The sequence below is a fragment of the Bacillus sp. 11B20 genome, assembly GCF_056098985.1.
This window is the reverse complement of sequence record NZ_JBLZWZ010000008.1, coordinates 351970-372035: the sequence shown is the minus strand read 5'-3', so window position 1 is coordinate 372035 and position 20066 is coordinate 351970. Positions and strand designations below refer to the sequence as shown.

The 20066-nt window shown below is 41.2% G+C and carries 27 protein-coding genes, 1 tRNA gene and 2 riboswitches; of the genes, 19 read left to right on the top strand and 9 right to left on the bottom strand.

The window, feature by feature from the left end:
- Positions 1 to 70 precede the first annotated feature (70 nt).
- Positions 71 to 1324: an MFS transporter gene (locus ACN6NB_RS11225; RefSeq protein WP_047202298.1), complete on the top strand. Its 1254-nt coding sequence runs from the start codon at positions 71 to 73 to the stop codon at positions 1322 to 1324.
- Positions 1325 to 1400: 76 nt separating this feature from the next.
- Positions 1401 to 1715, top strand: a complete 315-nt coding sequence (locus tag ACN6NB_RS11220; RefSeq protein ID WP_034319597.1) for an MTH1187 family thiamine-binding protein — start codon at positions 1401 to 1403, stop codon at positions 1713 to 1715.
- A gap of 187 nt (positions 1716 to 1902) precedes the next feature.
- Here ACN6NB_RS11220 and ACN6NB_RS11215 read toward each other — a convergent pair whose 3' ends face one another.
- Entirely contained in the window at positions 1903 to 2076 is a 174-nt protein-coding gene (locus ACN6NB_RS11215) for a DUF2759 domain-containing protein (protein ID WP_474253362.1), read from the bottom strand.
- Between the two features lie 157 nt (positions 2077 to 2233).
- On the opposite strand from ACN6NB_RS11215, the gene ACN6NB_RS11210 reads away from it, so the two are divergent.
- Positions 2234 to 2872 (top strand): MBL fold metallo-hydrolase, encoded by a 639-nt coding sequence (locus ACN6NB_RS11210; RefSeq protein ID WP_039179959.1) that lies wholly within the window; start codon positions 2234 to 2236, stop codon positions 2870 to 2872.
- 47 nt (positions 2873 to 2919) lie between these two features.
- Here the strand turns inward: ACN6NB_RS11210 and ACN6NB_RS11205 are convergent, their stop codons facing one another.
- Positions 2920 to 3162 carry a DUF2626 domain-containing protein gene (locus ACN6NB_RS11205; RefSeq protein ID WP_003217440.1) on the bottom strand — a complete coding sequence of 81 codons (243 nt, stop codon included), beginning with the start codon at positions 3160 to 3162 and terminating at the stop codon, positions 2920 to 2922.
- A gap of 214 nt (positions 3163 to 3376) precedes the next feature.
- On the opposite strand from ACN6NB_RS11205, the gene ACN6NB_RS11200 reads away from it, so the two are divergent.
- Positions 3377 to 3757 carry a Spx/MgsR family RNA polymerase-binding regulatory protein gene (locus ACN6NB_RS11200; RefSeq protein ID WP_007501232.1) on the top strand — a complete coding sequence of 127 codons (381 nt, stop codon included), beginning with the start codon at positions 3377 to 3379 and terminating at the stop codon, positions 3755 to 3757.
- 55 nt (positions 3758 to 3812) lie between these two features.
- On the opposite strand, the gene ACN6NB_RS11195 is transcribed toward ACN6NB_RS11200, so the two are convergent.
- Positions 3813 to 3883 (bottom strand) — tRNA-Gln (locus tag ACN6NB_RS11195).
- A 98-nt stretch (positions 3884 to 3981) separates the two neighbouring features.
- Here ACN6NB_RS11195 and ACN6NB_RS11190 point away from each other — a divergent pair.
- From ACN6NB_RS11190 to ACN6NB_RS11150, 9 genes are all read left to right on the top strand, one after another.
- Positions 3982 to 4857, top strand: coding sequence for an STAS domain-containing protein (locus ACN6NB_RS11190; RefSeq protein WP_047202296.1), 876 nt, complete (start codon positions 3982 to 3984; stop codon positions 4855 to 4857).
- Between the two features lie 177 nt (positions 4858 to 5034).
- The gene (gene comGA / locus ACN6NB_RS11185) at positions 5035 to 6105 is read left to right on the top strand and encodes a competence type IV pilus ATPase ComGA (RefSeq protein WP_474253361.1); all 1071 of its coding nucleotides are present in this window, start codon (positions 5035 to 5037) and stop codon (positions 6103 to 6105) included.
- Positions 6086 to 7126: a competence type IV pilus assembly protein ComGB gene (gene comGB / locus ACN6NB_RS11180; RefSeq protein WP_039179950.1), complete on the top strand. Its 1041-nt coding sequence runs from the start codon at positions 6086 to 6088 to the stop codon at positions 7124 to 7126. The genes comGA and comGB overlap by 20 nt, the downstream gene beginning before the upstream one ends.
- Positions 7127 to 7142: 16 nt before the next feature.
- Positions 7143 to 7436: a competence type IV pilus major pilin ComGC gene (gene comGC, locus ACN6NB_RS11175; protein WP_024422977.1), complete on the top strand. Its 294-nt coding sequence runs from the start codon at positions 7143 to 7145 to the stop codon at positions 7434 to 7436.
- Positions 7429 to 7875, top strand: coding sequence for a competence type IV pilus minor pilin ComGD (gene comGD / locus ACN6NB_RS11170; RefSeq protein WP_144491412.1), 447 nt, complete (start codon positions 7429 to 7431; stop codon positions 7873 to 7875). Before comGC ends, comGD begins: the two co-directional genes overlap by 8 nt.
- A complete protein-coding gene (gene comGE, locus ACN6NB_RS11165; protein ID WP_144491413.1) occupies positions 7859 to 8176 on the top strand; it encodes a competence type IV pilus minor pilin ComGE in 318 nt (105 codons plus the stop codon). Before comGD ends, comGE begins: the two co-directional genes overlap by 17 nt.
- Entirely contained in the window at positions 8085 to 8615 is a 531-nt protein-coding gene (comGF, locus tag ACN6NB_RS11160; protein ID WP_260982271.1) for a competence type IV pilus minor pilin ComGF, read from the top strand. Before comGE ends, comGF begins: the two co-directional genes overlap by 92 nt.
- The gene (locus ACN6NB_RS11155; RefSeq protein ID WP_064497595.1) at positions 8612 to 8995 is read left to right on the top strand and encodes a competence type IV pilus minor pilin ComGG; all 384 of its coding nucleotides are present in this window, start codon (positions 8612 to 8614) and stop codon (positions 8993 to 8995) included. The genes comGF and ACN6NB_RS11155 overlap by 4 nt, the downstream gene beginning before the upstream one ends.
- Positions 8996 to 9054: 59 nt before the next feature.
- Positions 9055 to 9249 (top strand): YqzE family protein, encoded by a 195-nt coding sequence (locus tag ACN6NB_RS11150; protein WP_024718846.1) that lies wholly within the window; start codon positions 9055 to 9057, stop codon positions 9247 to 9249.
- 33 nt (positions 9250 to 9282) lie between these two features.
- Here ACN6NB_RS11150 and ACN6NB_RS11145 read toward each other — a convergent pair whose 3' ends face one another.
- Positions 9283 to 9561: a DUF3889 domain-containing protein gene (locus ACN6NB_RS11145; RefSeq protein ID WP_052773101.1), complete on the bottom strand. Its 279-nt coding sequence runs from the start codon at positions 9559 to 9561 to the stop codon at positions 9283 to 9285.
- 299 nt (positions 9562 to 9860) lie between these two features.
- Here ACN6NB_RS11145 and tapA point away from each other — a divergent pair, with 299 nt between their 5' ends.
- The 3 genes from tapA to tasA are packed head-to-tail and all read left to right on the top strand — an operon-like array spanning position 9861 to position 11871.
- The gene (gene tapA, locus ACN6NB_RS11140) at positions 9861 to 10388 is read left to right on the top strand and encodes an amyloid fiber anchoring/assembly protein TapA (RefSeq protein ID WP_144491415.1); all 528 of its coding nucleotides are present in this window, start codon (positions 9861 to 9863) and stop codon (positions 10386 to 10388) included.
- 52 nt (positions 10389 to 10440) lie between these two features.
- Positions 10441 to 11013 carry a signal peptidase I SipW gene (sipW, locus tag ACN6NB_RS11135; protein WP_474253360.1) on the top strand — a complete coding sequence of 191 codons (573 nt, stop codon included), beginning with the start codon at positions 10441 to 10443 and terminating at the stop codon, positions 11011 to 11013.
- 57 nt (positions 11014 to 11070) lie between these two features.
- Positions 11071 to 11871 (top strand): biofilm matrix protein TasA, encoded by an 801-nt coding sequence (gene tasA, locus ACN6NB_RS11130; RefSeq protein WP_039179929.1) that lies wholly within the window; start codon positions 11071 to 11073, stop codon positions 11869 to 11871.
- Positions 11872 to 11938: 67 nt separating this feature from the next.
- Here the strand turns inward: tasA and sinR are convergent, their stop codons facing one another.
- The 4 genes from sinR to ACN6NB_RS11110 all read right to left on the bottom strand — a co-directional run bounded on the left by sinR (position 11939) and on the right by ACN6NB_RS11110 (position 15137).
- Complete coding sequence (gene sinR, locus ACN6NB_RS11125) at positions 11939 to 12274, bottom strand: transcriptional regulator SinR (protein WP_024422969.1); 336 nt, start codon at positions 12272 to 12274, stop codon at positions 11939 to 11941.
- A 33-nt stretch (positions 12275 to 12307) separates the two neighbouring features.
- Positions 12308 to 12472, bottom strand: a complete 165-nt coding sequence (locus ACN6NB_RS11120) for an anti-repressor SinI family protein (protein WP_073206269.1) — start codon at positions 12470 to 12472, stop codon at positions 12308 to 12310.
- 182 nt (positions 12473 to 12654) lie between these two features.
- On the bottom strand, positions 12655 to 13452 hold the full coding sequence (locus ACN6NB_RS11115; RefSeq protein WP_039179926.1) for a YqhG family protein: 798 nt from the start codon (positions 13450 to 13452) through the stop codon (positions 12655 to 12657).
- A 14-nt stretch (positions 13453 to 13466) separates the two neighbouring features.
- Positions 13467 to 15137, bottom strand: coding sequence for a DEAD/DEAH box helicase (locus tag ACN6NB_RS11110; RefSeq protein WP_126681602.1), 1671 nt, complete (start codon positions 15135 to 15137; stop codon positions 13467 to 13469).
- A gap of 248 nt (positions 15138 to 15385) precedes the next feature.
- A riboswitch (glycine riboswitch) is annotated at positions 15386 to 15492 on the top strand.
- Between the two features lie 3 nt (positions 15493 to 15495).
- Positions 15496 to 15589, top strand: a riboswitch (glycine riboswitch).
- 99 nt (positions 15590 to 15688) lie between these two features.
- On the opposite strand from ACN6NB_RS11110, the gene gcvT reads away from it, so the two are divergent.
- From gcvT to gcvPB, 3 genes are read left to right on the top strand one after another with little or no spacing between them, the layout of a single operon-like run.
- Positions 15689 to 16786, top strand: coding sequence for a glycine cleavage system aminomethyltransferase GcvT (gene gcvT / locus ACN6NB_RS11105; protein ID WP_039179920.1), 1098 nt, complete (start codon positions 15689 to 15691; stop codon positions 16784 to 16786).
- A gap of 16 nt (positions 16787 to 16802) precedes the next feature.
- Positions 16803 to 18149, top strand: coding sequence for an aminomethyl-transferring glycine dehydrogenase subunit GcvPA (gene gcvPA, locus ACN6NB_RS11100; RefSeq protein WP_041086157.1), 1347 nt, complete (start codon positions 16803 to 16805; stop codon positions 18147 to 18149).
- On the top strand, positions 18142 to 19602 hold the full coding sequence (gene gcvPB / locus ACN6NB_RS11095) for an aminomethyl-transferring glycine dehydrogenase subunit GcvPB (RefSeq protein ID WP_366203855.1): 1461 nt from the start codon (positions 18142 to 18144) through the stop codon (positions 19600 to 19602). Before gcvPA ends, gcvPB begins: the two co-directional genes overlap by 8 nt.
- 44 nt (positions 19603 to 19646) lie before the next feature.
- Here the strand turns inward: gcvPB and ACN6NB_RS11090 are convergent, their stop codons facing one another.
- A complete protein-coding gene (locus ACN6NB_RS11090) occupies positions 19647 to 20027 on the bottom strand; it encodes a rhodanese-like domain-containing protein (protein ID WP_039183198.1) in 381 nt (126 codons plus the stop codon).
- Positions 20028 to 20066 lie beyond the last annotated feature (39 nt).

Genomic DNA, 20066 nt, shown 5'->3' with positions numbered 1-20066 from the left:
TCTTTCTTGTAAGCTATTGTGAAAGATATGGATGTAAAAAAAAGGATATGATTTAGGGAGATGTCGACTATTGAGTGCTCAAAGCCTGTGGAAAAGAAATTTTACTTATCTATTTGTTTCTAAAATGTGCAAAATTACAGCTGATAGTTTATCTTTCAACACCATCTTATGGCTTTTGGTACTAGGAGGGAAAGGAGCAATAGGGACAGCTTTTTTTATTGCGGTCAGCTTTGTCCCTCAAGCGATTGTTGGACCATTTATTACGCCCATGATGAAGCCGCATCAATTGAAGTTTTGGATGTGCTTTGCTGATTTAACACGAGGAGCGATTATTCTTGTGATCGTGGTTAGTTACTTTTATGGTTTCACACCATTAGTCCTCATCATCGGCTGCATGCTGCTTCATTCGGCGACAGGAGGCTCCTACGAACCGGCATCTGTATCGATTATTCCAAAGCTTGTCCATGAGGACCTCATACAAAAAGCGAATGCAACCATCCAATCAGCAAGTCATGTCGTAAGACTTGTGACGGTAACGATTTGTGGTGTTATGATTGCATTTGTAGGCGTAGGCTATACAATGCTTGTGATCATTCCCCTTTATCTTTTGTCCGCTTTATTGGTGTTCATGATTTCATATCAAACAGAAGCCATCATCGATAAAGCCAAAAAAGGATTATCTTATGGCAAAAGATTAATTCGAGGTTTTTCACTTGTTAGAAGCCATCATATTTTGTTTCCGTTAGCCATTTTTTGTGTCTGCTCAAACTTTGCTGCGGCACCATGGGAAGCATTGTCTGTTATTTATTTAACTGAAGATTTACATAGTGGACCGGTCGTCTATTCATTCATCAAAGTCACAACCGCACTAGGCGCCTTTTTGATGGGGTTTGTTTTAACAAAGATAAAAGTGAATCGGTATGGATTGCTCTTTATAGGTGCTGGGATTGTTGATGGAATCGCCTTCTTCATCACAGGTATGAACGCATTGTTACCACTTGTGTTTATATCAGCTTTTGCTTTAGGAGCAGCCATTAGTGCAGTTAACGTACCCGAACATACGATGATTCAATTGTCAGTAAAGGCAGAGGATCAGCCGCAAGTGTACGCGATTATCAACATGATTTCCTTCTTGATGATTCCTTTAGGCGCCCTCATTGGCGGTTATATGGCAACACTGTTTGGGTCTGGGTATGTCATTGCGGCTGGCGGCATCATTGAAGCTGTTTCAGGTATATGCCTGCTTTTGTTTACAAAGATCGGAAAGGTAGAGAGGGCGGATTTGACGATAGAACGAGACAAACCTGCCGTAAACGCAACGTGAGCATGGCATGATTGATTGAAGATAGGTTACAATGAGGACGAGAAAACATGAGAATTTGATTGAAAGGGGAAAAACGATGGCTATAGCAGACGTCACCATCATTCCGATAGGCACTGAAACACCAAGTGTCAGTGCTTACGTAGCAGATGTACAAAGAATTTTAGAAGGCTTTCAACAAGAAGGGAAAATCAAATATCAATTAACACCGATGAATACGTTAATTGAAGGCGAATTATCCATTTTATTTGAGGTCATTCAGCGCATTCATGAAGCCCCTTTTGAAAAGGGATTGCACCGAGTAGCGACCAATATTCGCATCGATGACAGGCGGGATCAAACCACAACGCTTACAAGCAAATTAGAAAGCGTGAATAAGCATTTAAATCAATAAAAAAGCCTGCTATAAGCAGGCTTTCAGCGTGTAGACAAACCCTCGCATTCGGTGTCAGGGCTGCGCTCCGGTGCTCGTCCTTCCTAGACTTCAAAGGTTTTCTATCACGCTGAAAAGAAGACAAAGGGCTAAATCAAGATCATTTTAGCCCTTTGTCAACAATCTGAAGCCTGCTAGATGCAGGCTTTTAATGTGCAGTTGGATAACCGCTATAGATGATGGTCATGACAGTGAACCATCCAAAAACCAAAAATGTAGCGGCAGCAAAAGCGATGGCAAGTACGTTCACTTTTTTTAGTGAGCGATAGATACCGAGCGCAGCTAAAATCGTGACTAGACCAAAAATAATGACGAGCATCATGTGAAAGTCCCCCTTTGTCATCAATCCCCTTGATTTCCTTTCTTTTCATTTTAACCGTTTTCATAAAGCTTGTCGAGTAGATTCCAGTTGACGATTGTTTGAATTTTTATTGAATAGCCTTCATAATAAAAAAGAATCAATAAAGTAGGTGATGAAAATGAATTGGAGAAGAATGCCACTAGGCTATGTACAAGCGAACGCATATATTTGGAAAAACGAGCAGGGAGAATGCTTAATTTTTGATCCAGGCGGCGAAGCGCAAAAGCTGATTTCCTATGTAAAAGAAAAACAGCTCACACCGCTTGCTGTCTTATTAACACATGCTCATTTTGATCATATTGGTGCGGCAGATGAGGTACGCGAAGAGTGGGGAGTGCCGCTGTATGTACACGAAAATGAAAAAGAATGGCTCACGAACGCTGAATTAAACGGTTCAGCTCGATTGATTGGAAATGGAATTACGGTCAAAGAAGCTGAAAAATTGATTACGACAGAAGGAACTCTTCAAATTGGATCGTTTACATTAGAAATGTTCCATACACCTGGGCATTCACCTGGCAGTGTGTCTTACTATTCGGCGGAAGAGGGCTTTGTTATTTCTGGTGACACGCTATTTGAAGGTGGCATTGGGAGAACAGATTTAGTAGGCGGCAGTCAGGAAGTGCTGCTTCAATCAATCCATCATAAATTATTGTCCTTGCCAGAATCAACTCTTGTATTAAGCGGGCATGGCGGGGAAACCACTGTGCTGACAGAGCAGGAGCAAAATCCGTTTATTAATGGTTTTTCTCTTTAATTGCAGGCATGAAAAAAGCATCTCTTTAGAAGAGATGCTTTTTTCAATTAATGTCCGGTACCGGGAACCATGATGAAAATCGAATAATATGTAAATCCGGCAAAGAAAATCGTCAAGTACGCTCCGAAAATGTAAATATACATTCTTTCGGATAGATTCAAGTAGGATAAAAATACAAAAAGAACGGTTTGACCGAAGAACAGCAGCGATGCATCTTTCATATGTCCTAAATAGAACATGACAGCAAAAATACCCGTCCAAAAGCCAAGCACGCGGAACATGCGATTCATTTCTTTCCCTCCCCTTAAAAAAACCCCTTTGAATCATATTATAGCTGATCACCACTTGTTATGTAAACATTTACATTTTTGACAACGTGTGAACAATTTATTTTGAATGTAGAAAAAAATTTTTTGAAAAAGTGAAGAAAAAGTGTTTATGCTGAAAAACATGAGGGTACTTACTCCATAAGAGAAAAGGTTAACGACCTAAGGAGGAAGACTAATGAGTGACATTACTTTTTATTCATACCCAAGCTGCACGTCTTGCCGCAAAACAAAACATTGGTTAAAGGCGAATCAAATTGATTTTAAAGAGCGTCACCTTTTCAGAGAAACGCCAACTCTAGATGAATTAAAAAAGATTCTTTCTTTAACAACAGAAGGAATGGATGAAATTTTAGCCACAAGAAGTCAAGCTTTTAAAAGCTTAAATTTAAATATTAATGACTTAAAAGTAAACGAGGTTTTGCAGCTTCTCATTGAAAAACCAAAACTGCTTCGAAGACCAATCATCATTGATGGAAATAAATTAGTAGTTGGTTATAATCCAGGAGAACTCATGAAAATATCAAAAAAGAAAGCGATTCATCAATCAGTTTCCTAATAAAAAACGAAGATCAGCTGAAACATGCTTCAGCCGTCTTCGTTTTTGTGCTGAACTGGGCTAGCTGGGTTCGAACCAACGATCACGGAGTCAAAGTCCATTGCCTTACCACTTGGCTATAGCCCAATATCAAACGTGTAATGATATTGTTCACCATCTACGGTCATTTATACATAAAAATTGTATGTCACGAGTTTTAAGTGCAAAAGGAGCGAAAGAAATAAATGAGAAATGAAAAATCAAAGCAATTATACGAATTTATCCTAAAAGAAGCCCCTGTCATGACCGAAGAATGGCTAAAGACAAGAACAGAAGAAGGCTCATTATATTCTAAACATGCTTCAGAGGAAACGGAAAAGAAGCTGAAGGAACAGAACACAGCGTTTATTCAAACCATTGCAGCAACACTTGTGACACTGTCAGACAAAGTAGAAAACCATTTGAAAAAGTGGTCTGTTGATATTGCTCGTGATCGAGCAGTGCACGAGGTGCCGTTATATGAGATCATTGGACAATTTAAGATTTTCCGCCACATTTTCTGTTCGAGAATTGAGACATTCACCCAAGAAACAGAGCTTGAAGTGACGCTGCAAGATGTGTGTCAGTGGAATCAGCACTTTCACGCCACATTTGATGATATGATTGAGCGTTTATCAGAAGAGTATGACCGCGTGACACTCAGTCAGCTGAATGCACAAAGAGAGATGATTCAAGAACTGAGTGCCCCTGTTATTCCAGTATCAAAGGAAATCGGGATTTTGCCATTGATCGGAGAAATCGATACGTACCGGGCCAAAATCATTTTGGAATCCGTGCTAGAACAGGCTTCAAGACTGCGCCTAACGCACTTATTTATTGATATATCTGGCGTTCCCGTTGTTGATACGATGGTTGCTTATCAGCTGTTTAAAGTGGTCGATAGTGCGAAGCTATTAGGAATTGAGACGATTATATCAGGCATTCGCCCAGAGATCGCTCAAACTGTAGTGAAACTCGGCATTGATTTCTCAAAAGTAAATACAGAACACAGCCTTGCAAAAGCTTTAGAAAAAAGAGGATTTCGCATTTTTGAAGAGCAGCAGCAAGAAGCCACATCATGACGAAAAAACCTGTACTTGTAAAAGTCAGGTTTTTTTATATGCTCTTTTCTAAAAAATGATGTGATGCATCTTGAGTTGAGGGTTTTCATGCTTTATTAGTCATGAAAATCATAAAATGCTCTTTTGTCATTCAGGTTCCTCCATTCTACAATGTGATCAATGAAAGGAGTGATCCACTTGTATGGGATTGAATATTTAAGGCAAGAGCTGCTAGAAGAAGCATGCCGCATGAGAGCATCTGATGTGCACATTGTCCCGAAAGAAAAGGAAGCGTTGGTATCTTTCCGCGTAGATTCAGATTTAATCCAGCAGCGAACCATCGATAAAAAAACCGGCGAGCGGCTCATTGCTCATTTTAAATTTTTATCATCCATGGATATTGGAGAAAAACGGAGACCGCAAAATGGGTCATTAGCTGTGATGCTAAGAAGCGGCCAGGTGTTTATTCGAATGTCTACCTTACCAACTGTAAATGATGAGAGTTTAGTGATTAGAATATTGCCGCAGGATCATGCTCCGAAAATAAAACATCTGTCACTATTTCCGAAAGCTTCAGCCAGGTTATTGTCATTTTTGAAGCATTCGCATGGGCTCATTTTATTTACCGGTCCAACCAATTCGGGGAAAACAACAACCCTCTATTCACTGATCCAGTTTGCAAAAAAGAATTTCAACCGAAATATTATTACACTTGAAGATCCTGTGGAAACAAGAAATGAAGAAGTGTTACAGGTTCAAGTAAATGAAAAAGCCGGCATCACATATGCCGCAGGATTACGCGCTATTTTAAGACATGATCCAGATATGATTGTGCTAGGAGAAATAAGAGATGCTGAAACGGCCAGAACGGCGATTAGAGCAGCACTGACAGGCCATTTAGTATTGAGTACGCTCCATGCAAAAAATGCAAAAGGAGCCCTTTATCGTATGCTTGAATTTGGTGTCACGATGAATGAACTTGAGCAAACGATGGTTGCGATTGCTGCGCAGCGATTAATCGAGCTCACCTGTCCTTTTTGCGGAGAAATATGTCAGCTTTACTGTAAATTAAATCGACCGATCAGACGAACAAATGTATTTGAACTGCTGTTCGGAAAAGAGCTTGATGAGTGTATCAAGGAGGCTAAAGGAGAATTTGCTCACTCGTCATATGAAACACTGCAAAGATTAATTCGTAAAGGAGTGGCACTCGGCTATTTATCAAAAAACACTTACCATCGCTGGGTTTATGAAGAAGCGAGCCTCTAAAGTATGGTCTAAAAAGGACCAAGCTGAATGCCTATCAAAACTGGCTCAATTAATTCAGGCTGGATATACATTGATTGAGGCATTAGTGATGGTGAATATCCAGTTATCAAAACAACAGCGGCAGCAATTAAAACTAGGTATTCAGTGGCTGCACGAAGGCGAGCCTTTTTATGTGGTGCTCGAGCGACTCCATTTTCAGCGGGAAGTCATCGCCATACTATGTTTTTCTGAGAAGCATGGCAGTCTAGCCCGTGCTTTAGAACAAAGCGCCCGTTTTTTAGAGAAAAAAGTCAAGCAGTTAGACACGTTTAAACGCATGTTGCGTTACCCGCTCTTCCTCATCTTCACGGTTTTGGTCGTGCTGATACTCGTTCAGAATATGATCATTCCTCAATTTTCTGTTTTGTACTCATCGATGGATACCCGCATGTCTTGGCTGATTCAAGGAATGTTTGGAATGTTTCAATTCCTTCATGCTTTTCTGCTCATCACCAGTTGTCTGTGTATTTGTCTTACCGGCTATTATGCTTTGTTTTTTAGGAAAAAGTCGACGCTTGAGAAATTGAGGGTGATGAGTAAGCTGCCTTTTTTATATAAAGGGATGCAGCTGATGCATACATACCTTTTTTCTCTTCAGCTAAGCGGACTGCTTCAGGCTGGATTATCGATGTACGAGGGTTTGCAAGCTTTTAAACAGCAAAGCTACTTACCTTTTCTTCAAGAAATAGGTGAACAAATGATGGATGAGTTAAGAAAAGGAGAAAGCATGGCACATCAAGTAAGTGAGAGTCCTTTTTTCGAAAAACATTTTGCAGCCATCATCAAACATGGTGAAGCAAGCGGGATGCTAGCAAGAGAAATGTACACGTACAGCCAATTTCTATTAGAGAATGCAGAGCTGAAAATTGAAAAATGGATGTCTTGGCTGCAGCCGGTGATCTATGGTGTGACGGCACTTCTTATACTCATCGTATATTTATCTATTCTTTTACCAATGTATCAACTAATGGAGCAAGTGTAAGAAGGAGGACAAAGACATGAATGATAAAGGGTTTACCCTGTTAGAAATGTTAATTGTCATGCTCGTGATATCCATTCTTTTACTCATTACCATACCGAATATCACACGTCATCACCAAGCAATTCAAGCAAAGGGCTGTGAAGGGCTCAAATCAATGGTCAGCACACAAGTGATGGCGTATGAATTGGAGCATGATGGGAAGACGCCATCTTTAGCTGAGTTAGAAAAAGAAGGTTATGTTAAAAAGGGATTAACCTGTCCTAATGGAAAAGCGATTGTCATTCAAAACGGCAACGTGAAGCATGAATAAATTACTTTTACATGAGAAGGGTTTTACCCTCATAGAGCAGCTAATGATCTTACTAGTTCTATCGATTCTATTGTCGATCATAGGAATGAAAATCCCAAATTTAATAGTAAGCGCTGAAGCCAAAAGACAAGTAAACCTCATGAAACAAGATCTTCAATTGGCATCATGTACTGCATTTATCAAAAAAACACGTGTGCATGTTGAGATCCAACCGCCGCATGTATCTTATCAGGTAATAGATCAAAAGAGTAACGAAGTCATTGCTTCTTATCAGCATAAAAAGGGCAGCATCAAGACTTCTACATTCTCGCAAGGTATCTATTTTAATGAAAACGGACATCCAAGCAGCGGTGGATCTCTCATTGTCGAATTTGGCAGTCAAACGTATAAACTCACGATTTATTTAGGAAGCGGGCGAATCCATGTTCAAAAGCAATAGAGGATTTAGTACGATTGAAACGCTGTTTGCTTGTCATATCTTCCTATTTGCAGCCCTTGTGATTATGCCGGCCTATGAAAAAATCATGATGGGGAAAAAGGAAGTAAGAGCCAAACTTGATGCTTACCAAATCTTGCATGAACAGATGAATGAAGCGTTCATAGAAGGTAAAAAATCTTCTGTCAAAAAGAAGCGAGGCGACAACACATATGTATTCAATTGGAGTAAAGAGAAGGGATGTGTATCATACAAATTGCAAGAAAAGCAGACGATATGCTTTCACCAGGTTGCGGAACGGTGAACAAGGTTTTACCCTTGTCCAGGCTTTGTGGCAATTGCAGCTATTTTTGTTCCTCTCTTTTGGCTCTGTACTGATCTTTTCAACAGCTGAGAAAGCCCTTCCTTTTGAAGAGATTAACCGATTTTCACAAATGGAGTGGAAACAAACTGTCCTGCAATTAGATGAGGAATTAAGCCGTGCAACGGCAGTTCGATCGGTGCAAGGAGGTAATGCGTTAGAGTATGTATCTGATCAAGGGCGAGTGGTAACGATTGAGCCATATCAAGAGATGCTTCGAAAACGTACGGATCAAGCTGGACATCTTCCTTTATTGCACAAGGTGAAACAATTTCAGGTGAGAACGAGTCAGCATAGAGCCATTCTGAAAGTCACAGATGGATCTGGTAAGGTTCATGAAGCCGTTTTTTTCACATATAAAGGGGTGGTTCCTAAATCGTGAAAAGAGAGGAAGGGTTTATCTATCCGCATGTGCTTGCTGTGATCCTATTTTTTCTCTTGATCCTAGGAGCGATAACGATGGGCTTTCAAAAAGAGCTGAGAAGTGCAGAGCTCACGATTTCTTTTTATAAAAAACAGCATCTTTTTAGGGTGGGTGTGAGTGAAGCTGCCAGCTCAGTAAAACGCATTTGTGAAAAGCAGAAGGTCCATATTGATACTGAAGAAGGCCATGTGACACTGAAGCAGATGAAATGCGATCAACAGAAAAAACGTGTCCTCGCTTTGGTGAGAGTGAAAACAAAGGATGGCTTATCCGATGAGCGGGAGCTGATGCTGGATTGGAAGACCGGTGAAATCATGAGATGGGCAAACCCTGATTAGCCAGTGTATAAAATCATCCTCTTTCTGGTAACACTTGAAGGAAGAAGAGGTGAATTTGCTTGAAAACAAATGACTATGTAAAATATATGACGCAGGAAATCATTAAATATATGAATACACCACGAGACGAACGGAAGGAACACAAACAAGAAAAAATGGAAACAAAACCTCCGTTTTCACAGCGATTATTTGGGGTTCTGCCGTTTGGTTTCTCCATGATGCTTAAAAAACGTCAGCGACATCGACGAAAGTAAAAAGCCGCCAGCAGGCGGTTTTTTTATGCCATTTTAGTTGTATTCCTCCACAACAATCACTTTATTCACCTTATTTGAGTAAGGATTATAGGAAATGGTAACAAACACCCCAAATTCCTTTGTATGGTCTTTTAACGTAATATGATACTGTTTTACAGATTCCTTATCGCGGTGGCGGTCCCATACTTTTTGTTTAAATAAGACTTGCGTTAGCGGGTATCTTTTTTTGGCTTCTTTGACTGCTCGCGTTTCCCATTGGTCTGCGGTGGCAGTCAAACCTCTCGCAGCCACAGGTTTGACGTCTAGCATCATAGGACTCAGCAGTAAACTGAGCATGATAATGATTTTTCCATATTTCACTTAACATCACCTCACCTCTTCATATCCTGACCAAATCCTACATTTTTATGTAAGTTTTAAGAAGTACAAATGTCACACAAAAAAATATTGAATATGGCGAAAGAATGAGAAAATGGAAGAATTTTCTCGCAATGGTTCTTGTTTAAGAACAAAATGAACTAATTTGACGTTTTGGGTTTTATAGGTATTTCCTTATACTGTATATAATCGTTCTTTTTAAAGAACAACCGTTCAAGGAGTTGAAGGGATTAATGAAACAGTCGCTCTTTGTCCTTTTTTGTGCCATTTGTTTAATGTTGACATCTTTCCTCATGACACCCACGAATGCCTCTTTTAACGATGTCGAGCACAAAAATTTTGTTATGAAAACATGTGAAAACTTTGAACAGACAGATCAGCATTGTCAGCCTAAAAAATGGGATCGAAGTCAATTGGAGCTTGTCGATCAAACGATGATCGAAGGAACAGTCTGCGCACCTCAAAGGCTGAGCATGACACTAAAAAATAGTGGACAGCCTATTGCGTACTCTGAATGGAAGTGGGAATTACATAAAGTGGGAAATGGTCAGGAGCCATTACAAGATGGTCATATTCTTGAAAAGGGCTCCATAAAGTCCCTATTGTCGCAAGAAACAGCGACTGTCACGACAGATAAAGCAAAAACAAATGGAATCTATGCATTTAAAATCTTTTATCCTAAAGGATTTGGCGCATCTGATCAGCCGTACTTTTGGTCTAAACAGATGGTGCTCTCAAAGTGTCAAGAAAAGGCGTCCTAAATGGAGCTGTCTTTTAAAGTGAAAAAATGATATGCGAAGGGGAGAAGGGGTCATGAAAAAATGGATGAAGATGTCTGGGAGTATTCTTTATGTGGTGGTGTTCACGGTGATGACAGCCTCAATTATTGTCGTGTTGTCATCAAGAACAACAGGAGGAGAACCTCAGATTTTCGGTTATCAATTGAAGCAAGTATTATCAGGTTCGATGGAACCAGAATTTTCAGCTGGGTCACTGATTGTTGTAAAGCAGGTCGCCTCACCTGAGACGCTCAAAAAAGGAGATATTATTACGTTCCAAACAAAACAGGATCAGTCCTTTGTGACCCACCGAATTGTTGGGGTGAAAGGAAAGGATGCAAATAAAGCGTTTGAGACGAAGGGTGACAATAATATGTATCAGGACGGCACGCTGGTAAAAGCGGATCAGGTGACTGCGCAGTATATGGGAGTGAACATTCCTTATGCAGGAAAGCTTCTTTCGTATGCAGGGACATCAGCTGGAACTGCTTTGCTCCTTATTATACCGGGTGTCATGCTGCTTGTTTATTCAACTATTCATTTTGTGGGCGCAGCGAAACACCGTAGACACACGGCTGATGTACATATGTCAGAGGAACAAGCTTAAATCGTTTGTAACCTAATCAGGTTTCAATAAAACAAAATATTAGGGGGTTTATTATTCATGGCAATGAAGAAATCAATTCGTTTAGGTGTATTATCAGGGGCTTTAGGTCTTGCATTAATCGGCGGGGGAACATGGGCGGCGTTTAATGATTTTGAAAAGGCAAATGCGGTCTACTCGACAGGAGAGCTGGATTTATCTGCTAAAGAGAACTCCGGCGCCATCAACCTTTCGAACTTAAAACCTGGTGATCGGATCAAGAAAGAATTTCATTTTGATAATAAGGGATCACTAGCGATAAACCAAGTGCTGATGAGTCTTGATTATAGCCAGTTTACAGATGGATCTTCCGCGAAGAATGGCGGTAAGAATACAGCTGAAGAATTTCTCAGTCAGTTTCAGGTGAGTGTTCTGACGGTTGGAGCCGAAGGTGGAAATGGTTATCCGAAAAACATTATTTTAGACCATGCAAACCTGCTTGACTTGCATCAATTAACGTCAAAACAGGATCAGACCGCATTTGAAAAGCTTCGTCATGCCGTCGATGAGAAGTTTTTACATGAAAGTGGGAAAATTAATGTAGCAACTGTTGATGGAACAGTGGCTCCAGAGTATGACGGCATTCCAAAGAATCCGTTTGATTACGATAAAGTGGAAATGACCATTGAATTTATCAATGACCAGACGAAGGATAAAGCTGGTCACTATATCCAAAATAAATACCAAGGCGATGCGATTCAAATTGATCTTTCCTTCGAAGCGACTCAGTGGAATGGTTTAACGATCAATCCAAAAAAGCATACGGATGAAAAAGGCTACGTGAAAGAAAACGAAAAAGCACACAGCGAAGATAAAAAATAAAGCCAGTCTTTAGGCTGATATCAAGATCTGCATAGCAATTGGAGGAGTATGCGCTAAAACGTGCGCTTTACTCCTCTTCTTGCTTTTTTCTCCAGATTTGATAATCTAAAAATTCACGAAATTGCTTTTTCGAAACCCCTGATGTCATTGCATCTCGAACTAGTTTTTCCCATTCACTATCTAATTGACCATCGTATTCGGTTTCATCTTTTTCGTTTAAAAGTGTATGAACCGAGACGTCCAGAACAGCGGAGACTTTTTCAAGAAATTGAATGGAGGGGTTTGTTTGCAAGTTTCTTTCTATTGAGCTTAAATAAGACTTCGCTACCCCAGCCTTTTCGGCCAGTTCTGATAGTGAGTAGCCTTTTTCATTGCGGTATTGTTTAATACGCTGGCCAATCAATGTCATCACCTTCCTTTCGATATTATAGCACATTCAGAAAGGTTTGATAGAATGACTTCTTACCAGAGGGGGAGACTCAGAGGACTTTTCATTTGATTTGAGGAAATGACGGACTTCTTCAACTGTTAGTCCTGCCTTGCGAGCTTCACGTAATAATTGAACCCATTCACTGTCTAATTTGTTCGTTTTCTTTTCCATACAAATACCCTCCTAAAATACTGAATCATGTATTTCAGGCACTTAACGCATGAAATGGAAAGACATAGGTGGTAAGACCTCATAGTTTGCTTGCGTCATGTTTCCGCCCAATACAAACAGACAAACTTAGCTTTAGACTGATCGAAAATTGTAAGTCACATAAAAGGGGAGGGGACTATGGGTCAACCTCCTCTTTTTTGCTGTAAGTAAAAAAGTCCGCCATTTTCAATCGTAAGACTGATTTTTGGTTCGTATAAAGTTTTGAGTGCTTGCCTTTCTATTTCATATTCTACAGATGTGTCTGAAGTCCCTTCATAAAATTGGTTTAAAAGTTCGGAGTCTTCTTTCCATTTTTGAACGGCTCGCACTGCCCAGTCGTCCGGTTCCTCATGGGCATAACGTTCCATAAGGCTGTAGAGCCGTTTGATTCCGCTTTCTGGCTTAATCATTGTACTCATCGTAAAACAATAATCGGGAATTTGAGACGACAGCTCACGAGCTTCCAGCTTTTCTTGAAATTGTTCAATGACTTCTCCGCGTATAAGATGGAGTCCTAATGATAAAAGCTTATCCTTCTTCCGGTCTGCAAGGTAAGAAATTTTTACATTGAGACCAAGCCATGGCTCAAGTGCGATCTGATTGTTCGTGAGCGGGCTGACTCGTTCATAAAGCCGGATAAAACGGCCCTGTTGTTTGACCGCCTCAAATATTTGAAATAACCGGGGGGAGCCGAAATGGATGAATTCACCACTGACCGTATCACCCGCTTTTTTTTGATCTGTGATGAAAGTCAATTGCCGCGGTTCAGGTACACCGCCAGTTTTTTCAAGCCAGTGCCAATAAAAAGGACGGTTCATAATCAATTTATCCATTTCGATTGTCAGCTGTACGGTCATATGTCCTGCACTTTCTTCTAATATGCTGCATTGATTCGCCTTGAAAAAACGGAGAAGAAAGGTGTGAATGTCATGCTGCTCCATTGATCAACTCTCCTTTATGAGCCCTGCTGTCTCTTTTCTAAAAGTGGTGTTTGTGCTTCAGTTAAATAAGAAGCAAATTGGGTTAATTTCTTTTTCATGTCTCCATCAGATTCATGCTGGAAGAGAATTTGATGCAACTCTGTTTCGACTTCTTCAATATCAATTCTCGTTAAAATATCATCTAAATCGCCTATGACGTTTTCGAACAGCTGAATTTTTTCATATAAAAGCTTTAAAATATGCTCTTCAACTGTTCCGTTTGTTGCCATATTGTAAATGTGGACATCTCGTTCTTGGCCAAGGCGGTGGATACGTCCGATTCTCTGTTCTAAACGCATCGGGTTCCACGGGAGGTCGTAGTTAATGATTTGATTACAAAACTGAAGGTTGATCCCTTCGCCGCCAGCTTCTGTAGCAATTAACACTTGCGCCCGTTCTCTAAATAAATCTTTCATCCAATCTTTTTTACCCCGCTTAAAGCCGCCACGAAATGGCACGGAGCTAATGCCATTTTGCTGTAGAAACCATTGTAAATAAATTTGTGTTGCGCGGTATTCGGTGAAAATAATGACTTTTTCATTTAACTGTTGAATGAGTTTGACCACTTCAAGCGCCTTTGAGTTTTGCTCCACTTGATTGATTTTCTCCATGATTTGCGCTATAGCAGAAGAGCCGAGAATATGCTTTTCTTCTTCCTGCATTTTTTTAATCGTCATATAAACTGCCTCACGGCTTGAACAGCATTCTCGTTCCAAGGTCATAATGGAAAACATATGCTTTGTATAAGACGGATTCTCTTTCAGCTTGCAGATTTCATCATACAATGCTTGTTCTGTCGGAGAAAAATCAATGGAAATCGTTTTGACATGTCGTTTTGTCCACTCGATGCCTGTGTCTTGTCTTCGGTTTCGAATCATCACTTTATTGACGAGCTGTTTTAATCGGTCATGGTCTTCAAGCTGCAAGTCCTTTTTGGCAAAGATATCTTTAAATTGATGTTCATTTCCTAGGTGGCCCGGCTTCAGAAGGGAAACGAGATTAAATATTTCTCCGATCCGGTTTTGAATAGGTGTCGCTGTCAGCAGCAGACAGAACTTCTTATTCAGGTTTCTCACAAATTCATAGTTTTTCGTTTTATTGTTTTTCAGTTTGTGTGCTTCATCGATAATGACCATATCGTAGGCAATCGATAAAATCGTGTCTCGATGCGGCTGTCTTTTGGCTGTGTCAATGGAAGAAACGACAACGTCGCACTGCTCCCACACATAGCTCTTTTTTTGTTCAACAGCATCAATATAAAATTTCGTCCGCAGCTCCTGTACCCACTGAGATACAAGGGAGGCGGGGACGAGAATAAGAATCTTTTTGGCAAGTCCACGAATCATGTATTCTTTGATAATGAGTCCTGCTTCTACGGTTTTCCCTAGGCCCACTTCATCTGCTAGAATGGCTTTCCCATTCATTTCTTCTACGACTCTTCTGGCTACTTCGAGCTGGTGCTGTAAAGGTGTGAATGCAGGCAGGTGCGCAGGAGCTTGCAGTCCCTCGAATGAATCAATGGCTGTGACTTTTTGAACCTGCGTCGCTAATCGATACATATCCCAGTTCGCCCAGGGGCCGTCTGATGAAAGCCGCTGCTGAAATTCATTTGTCCATTCCTGATCAAAAATCGTTTGAATATTCAATGTGGTCGCCTGCCTTTCTAGTAGGATCTGATAAATTGTTCTGTTTTTAAACGCTTCATTTTTTAAGAGGTCTCTAAAAGACTAGATATATGAATAAAAGCGAACGATATCGAAAGGTTATTTTAAAAATGTTAATGATTTTTCTGTTGCTCTCCATCCATTTCTAATGGTAGGATGTTGATAAGTGATCTAGAAAATAAGTCACCCATTTTGATAGTATGTCCAATAAATGTGAAAAATATGAGCGGATGATGGTATGGGGAGAGACTTGGCGGTTATTTTGCACTGGCAGGCGCCGAAGGAGCAAGCTGAATGATTCAGTGAATCTCTCAGGCAAAAGTACTCTTACCGGACGCAACTCTGGAGAGTGTTTGCTGATCGTTTTAGCAAACCACCAAAGGGGAAAACGCACAATGATGTTGTGCTGTAAACTTTCAGGTGCAAGGACAGAGACTTCTTTTTGATAAAAGGGAGCGCTCTGTCCTTTTTTGCTGTGATTTTTTTCTGAAAATTCAGCTTGCATTTGCACTAAAAAAAGGGGGAAACGATTGATGTTGAAACGAACACCGCTTTTTCATGCGTATGAAACGTTTGGCGCAAAAACCATTGACTTCGGGGGCTGGGAATTACCTGTCCAATTTTCTTCCATTAAAGAAGAACATGAAGCTGTTCGAACAAAAGCAGGGCTTTTTGATGTGTCTCACATGGGTGAGGTGGACGTCAAAGGTCAAGATGCCCTTCCTTTTTTACAAAGGTTATTAACCAATGATGTGTCTAAGCTGACAGACGGTAAGGCACTATATACAGCCATGTGTTATGAAGATGGCGGAACGGTAGATGACCTGCTCGTCTACCAAAAAGAAAAGAACCACTATTTACTTGTCATCAACGCATCAAATATCGATAAAGACGTGGATTGGCTTTTGAAGCACCAAGAGAAGGATGACGTATTGATCAAAAATATATCTGATCAAACCGCCTTGCTAGCGCTTCAAGGACCTCTTGCTGCTGACATCATCAAAGAGGTGGCGGATGAAGAGGTGACATCGCTTAAACCTTTTACGTTTTTATCAAAAGCTGAGGTCGCAAATAAAGAAGTGCTCGTTTCTAGAACAGGTTACACAGGGGAAGATGGCTTTGAAATCTACTGCCAGTCAGAAGATGCGGTCCACCTTTGGTCCGCTTTATTAGAAGCGGGGCAGCCAAAAGGATTAATACCGTGCGGACTCGGTGCACGTGATACCTTGAGATTTGAAGCAAGGCTTCCGCTTTATGGCCAGGAGCTGACAAAGGATATTTCTCCATTAGAAGGCGGAATTGGTTTTGCTGTCAAAACGGATAAAGAAGCTGATTTTATCGGAAAAGCAGCACTTAAAAAACAAAAAGAAGAGGGACTGAAGCGAAAGCTTGTCGGCATTGAAATGATTGAAAAAGGGATTCCGCGTACAGATTATCCAGTCTTTTCAGGAGAAAAGCAGGTTGGGTTTGTCACAACGGGCACTCAATCCCCAACATTAAAGAAAAATGTCGGGCTTGCTTTGATCGAAACCTCAGAAGCGGAGCTTGGGGCAGAGGTGGAAGTACAGGTTCGCAAAAAGCGTCTAAAAGCCAAAATCGTCACAACACCATTTTATAAAAGAACCAAATAACGAGGGGGAATAGAGGATGAAGCACAGATATTTGCCGCAAACAGAGCAAGATCAGAAAGAAATGCTGGATGTCATCGGCGTTCAGTCGATTGATGAGCTTTTTTCAGATATCCCAGAGAAGGTGAGATTCAAAGGAGCATACAACATCAAAGAAGCCGCATCTGAAACAGCGCTTGTCAGGGAATTATCCCGGCTAGCTGCAAAGAATAAGGATACAGTTTCCTATGCATCGTTTCTTGGTGCTGGTGTATATGATCATTACCAGCCTGTCATTGTCGATCATGTTATCTCACGCTCTGAATTTTATACAGCGTATACACCTTATCAGCCGGAGATTTCACAAGGTGAATTGCAAGCGATCTTTGAATTTCAAACAATGATTGCTGAGCTGACTGGTATGGATCTAGCCAATTCCTCAATGTATGATGGCGGGACGGCACTAGCAGAAGCGGCAATGCTTGCTGCGGGACACACAAAGAAGAAAAAAGTGGTGGTTTCTGAAACGGTTCACCCTGAATCAAGAGCGGTGCTGAAAACATACGCCAAAGGACAAAACATTGAAGTTGTTGAAGTGCCTGCGAAAAAAGGGCAGACAGATTTAGCTGCACTGGAAAAGGCCGTCTGCGATGATACAGCAGCAGTTCTCGTGCAATATCCAAACTTTTTTGGTGTCGTCGAGCCGTTAAAAGACATTGAACCCATTGCACATAAAGGAAAAAGCCTGTTCATTGTCTCTAGCAATCCCCTCGCACTCGGGCTATTGACGCCGCCTGGTAAACTTGGGGCAGACATTGTCGTTGGTGATGCGCAGCCGTTCGGTATCCCGGCGGCATTTGGCGGACCTCACTGCGGATATTTTGCTGTGACGAAAAAGTTGATGAGAAAAGTGCCAGGTCGTTTAGTCGGGCAGACAGAAGATGAAAATGGTGTTCGTGGATTTGTCCTGACTCTTCAAGCGCGTGAGCAGCACATTCGAAGAGATAAAGCGACGTCAAATATTTGCTCGAACCAAGCATTAAATGCGCTAGCTGCTTCTGTTGCCATGACGGCACTAGGGAAAACAGGCATAAAAGACATCGCCTATCAAAACGTGCAAAAAGCCCATTATGCCAAGACGCAGGCAGAAAAATATGGACTGCAGGCGGATGTAGAAGGGGCTCATTTTAATGAATTTGTGATCAAGTTACAGGAGCCTGTGAAAGAAGCCAATAAACGATTGCTTGAAAAAGGAATCATCGGCGGCTACGACTTAGGGCTAGACTACCCAGAGCTTGAGCAGCACATGCTTGTAGCCGTGACAGAGCTGAGAACAAAAGAAGAAATTGATACGTTTATCAAGGAATTGGGGGATCGCCATGAATAAACAAGATCAGCCGCTTATTTTTGAATTATCTAAAGAAGGAAGAATTGGGTACAGCCTGCCTGATTTAGATGTACCTGAACAGGAGATCCCGTCTTTATTTGATAAGACGTACATCCGTGATGAGGATGCTGAGCTCCCTGAAGTATCTGAGCTTGATATTATGCGTCATTATACAGCATTATCAAGACGCAATCATGGGGTCGATTCTGGATTTTATCCTCTTGGCTCTTGTACGATGAAATATAATCCAAAGATTAATGAAAAGGTTGCACGCCTTGCAGGTTTCTCGCAGGTCCATCCACTACAGGAGGCAGACACTGTACAAGGTGCATTGGAATTACTATACGATCTAGGTGAACATCTTGAAGAAATTACGGGGATGGACGCTGTGACATTACAGCCTGCGGCAGGAGCACATGGCGAGTGGACGGGACTCATGATGATCCGTGCGTACCATGAAGCAAGAGGAGATCATCAGCGTACAAAAGTCATTGTGCCTGATTCTGCTCATGGAACGAACCCGGCATCTGCGACAGTCGCTGGATTTGAAACCATTACTGTCGCATCTGATGAAAACGGGCTTGTTGATTTAGGAGATTTACGCCGCGTTGTTAATGAAGAAACAGCTGCTTTAATGCTTACAAACCCGAATACACTTGGCCTCTTTGAAGAAAACATTTTAGAAATGGCTGAAATCGTTCATGGAGCTGGCGGTAAACTTTATTATGACGGAGCCAACTTGAATGCGGTTTTAAGTAGAGCAAGACCAGGAGATATGGGATTTGATGTTGTCCACTTAAATCTTCATAAAACCTTTACAGGCCCACACGGAGGCGGAGGTCCTGGTTCAGGTCCAGTTGGCGTTAAAAAAGATTTAATTCCGTATTTGCCAAAGCCGGTGCTTGTAAAGAAGGAAGGTCGTTTTTACTTTGAATATGACCGTCCGGAATCAATCGGGCGCGTGAAGCCATTCTATGGCAACTTTGGCATTAACGTCAGAGCCTATGCGTACATCCGCTCTATGGGGCCAGACGGCTTAAAGGCTGTAACCGATAATGCCGTGTTAAATGCGAACTATATGATGCGCCGCTTAAGCGCTCATTATGATTTGCCGTTTGATCGTCACTGTAAGCATGAATTTGTCCTTTCAGGTAAACGTCAGAAAAAATTAGGTGTGCGGACACTGGATATTGCCAAACGATTACTTGATTTCGGCTACCATCCGCCAACGATCTACTTCCCGCTCAATGTAGAGGAATGTATCATGATTGAACCGACCGAAACAGAATCAAAAGAAACACTTGATGCATTCATCGAAGCAATGATTCAAATTGCGAAAGAAGCAGAAGAGAATCCTGAAGTGGTGCAGGAAGCGCCGCATACAACCGTCGTGAAACGTATGGACGAAACAAAGGCCGCTCGGAATCCCGTTCTCGTTTTTGAAAGAAAATAAAGAAAAAAGACTCAGGGGGAATCATGCTCCCAGAGTCTTTTTTGTTAGTTCTTCGTTTTAATGCGGCCGCCCCATTTTTTAAAGCCGCCTTTTAAATTATAAATCTCACGGCAGCCATTTTTACGTAAAGTTTGGGCTGCTTTTCCACTTCTGAAATTATTTTGACAATAGAGATAAACAGGCTTGTCAGGACGTATTTCATTTTTGCGCTGCTTTAGTTGGGAAAGAGGGATATTTCTTGCCCCTAAAATATGTCCGCCTTCAAACTCATTTGGCTCTCTCACATCAATGAGCTGGGCTTTGCGGTAACCTTTAATAAATTCTGCTTCCGTCAGCGTTTTCATAATGCGCTGCTGATAAATGTAGCTGCCGATGGAATAAAGAACAAAAAGTCCACAAAGTGAGAGGACGATATAGTTGAACATTGACAATACAACTCGACTCCTTCTTGAGCATCAGCACAG

Excerpts from the sequence above, each read along its gene's own strand:
- ACN6NB_RS11220 (WP_034319597.1), top strand. The coding sequence starts at position 1,401 with ATGGCTATAGCAGACGTCACCATCATTCCGATAGGCACTGAAACACCA.
- ACN6NB_RS11215 (WP_474253362.1), bottom strand. The coding sequence starts at position 2,076 with ATGATGCTCGTCATTATTTTTGGTCTAGTCACGATTTTAGCTGCGCTC.
- ACN6NB_RS11210 (WP_039179959.1), top strand. The coding sequence starts at position 2,234 with ATGAATTGGAGAAGAATGCCACTAGGCTATGTACAAGCGAACGCATAT.
- ACN6NB_RS11205 (WP_003217440.1), bottom strand. The coding sequence starts at position 3,162 with ATGAATCGCATGTTCCGCGTGCTTGGCTTTTGGACGGGTATTTTTGCT.
- ACN6NB_RS11200 (WP_007501232.1), top strand. The coding sequence starts at position 3,377 with ATGAGTGACATTACTTTTTATTCATACCCAAGCTGCACGTCTTGCCGC.
- ACN6NB_RS11190 (WP_047202296.1), top strand. The coding sequence starts at position 3,982 with ATGAGAAATGAAAAATCAAAGCAATTATACGAATTTATCCTAAAAGAA.
- comGB (WP_039179950.1), top strand. The coding sequence starts at position 6,086 with ATGAAGAAGCGAGCCTCTAAAGTATGGTCTAAAAAGGACCAAGCTGAA.
- comGC (WP_024422977.1), top strand. The coding sequence starts at position 7,143 with ATGAATGATAAAGGGTTTACCCTGTTAGAAATGTTAATTGTCATGCTC.
- comGD (WP_144491412.1), top strand. The coding sequence starts at position 7,429 with ATGAATAAATTACTTTTACATGAGAAGGGTTTTACCCTCATAGAGCAG.
- comGE (WP_144491413.1), top strand. The coding sequence starts at position 7,859 with ATGTTCAAAAGCAATAGAGGATTTAGTACGATTGAAACGCTGTTTGCT.
- comGF (WP_260982271.1), top strand. The coding sequence starts at position 8,085 with ATGTATTCAATTGGAGTAAAGAGAAGGGATGTGTATCATACAAATTGC.
- ACN6NB_RS11145 (WP_052773101.1), bottom strand. The coding sequence starts at position 9,561 with ATGATGCTAGACGTCAAACCTGTGGCTGCGAGAGGTTTGACTGCCACC.
- tapA (WP_144491415.1), top strand. The coding sequence starts at position 9,861 with ATGAAACAGTCGCTCTTTGTCCTTTTTTGTGCCATTTGTTTAATGTTG.
- sipW (WP_474253360.1), top strand. The coding sequence starts at position 10,441 with ATGAAAAAATGGATGAAGATGTCTGGGAGTATTCTTTATGTGGTGGTG.
- tasA (WP_039179929.1), top strand. The coding sequence starts at position 11,071 with ATGGCAATGAAGAAATCAATTCGTTTAGGTGTATTATCAGGGGCTTTA.
- ACN6NB_RS11120 (WP_073206269.1), bottom strand. The coding sequence starts at position 12,472 with ATGGAAAAGAAAACGAACAAATTAGACAGTGAATGGGTTCAATTATTA.
- ACN6NB_RS11115 (WP_039179926.1), bottom strand. The coding sequence starts at position 13,452 with ATGGAGCAGCATGACATTCACACCTTTCTTCTCCGTTTTTTCAAGGCG.
- gcvT (WP_039179920.1), top strand. The coding sequence starts at position 15,689 with ATGTTGAAACGAACACCGCTTTTTCATGCGTATGAAACGTTTGGCGCA.
- gcvPA (WP_041086157.1), top strand. The coding sequence starts at position 16,803 with ATGAAGCACAGATATTTGCCGCAAACAGAGCAAGATCAGAAAGAAATG.
- gcvPB (WP_366203855.1), top strand. The coding sequence starts at position 18,142 with ATGAATAAACAAGATCAGCCGCTTATTTTTGAATTATCTAAAGAAGGA.
- ACN6NB_RS11090 (WP_039183198.1), bottom strand. The coding sequence starts at position 20,027 with ATGTTCAACTATATCGTCCTCTCACTTTGTGGACTTTTTGTTCTTTAT.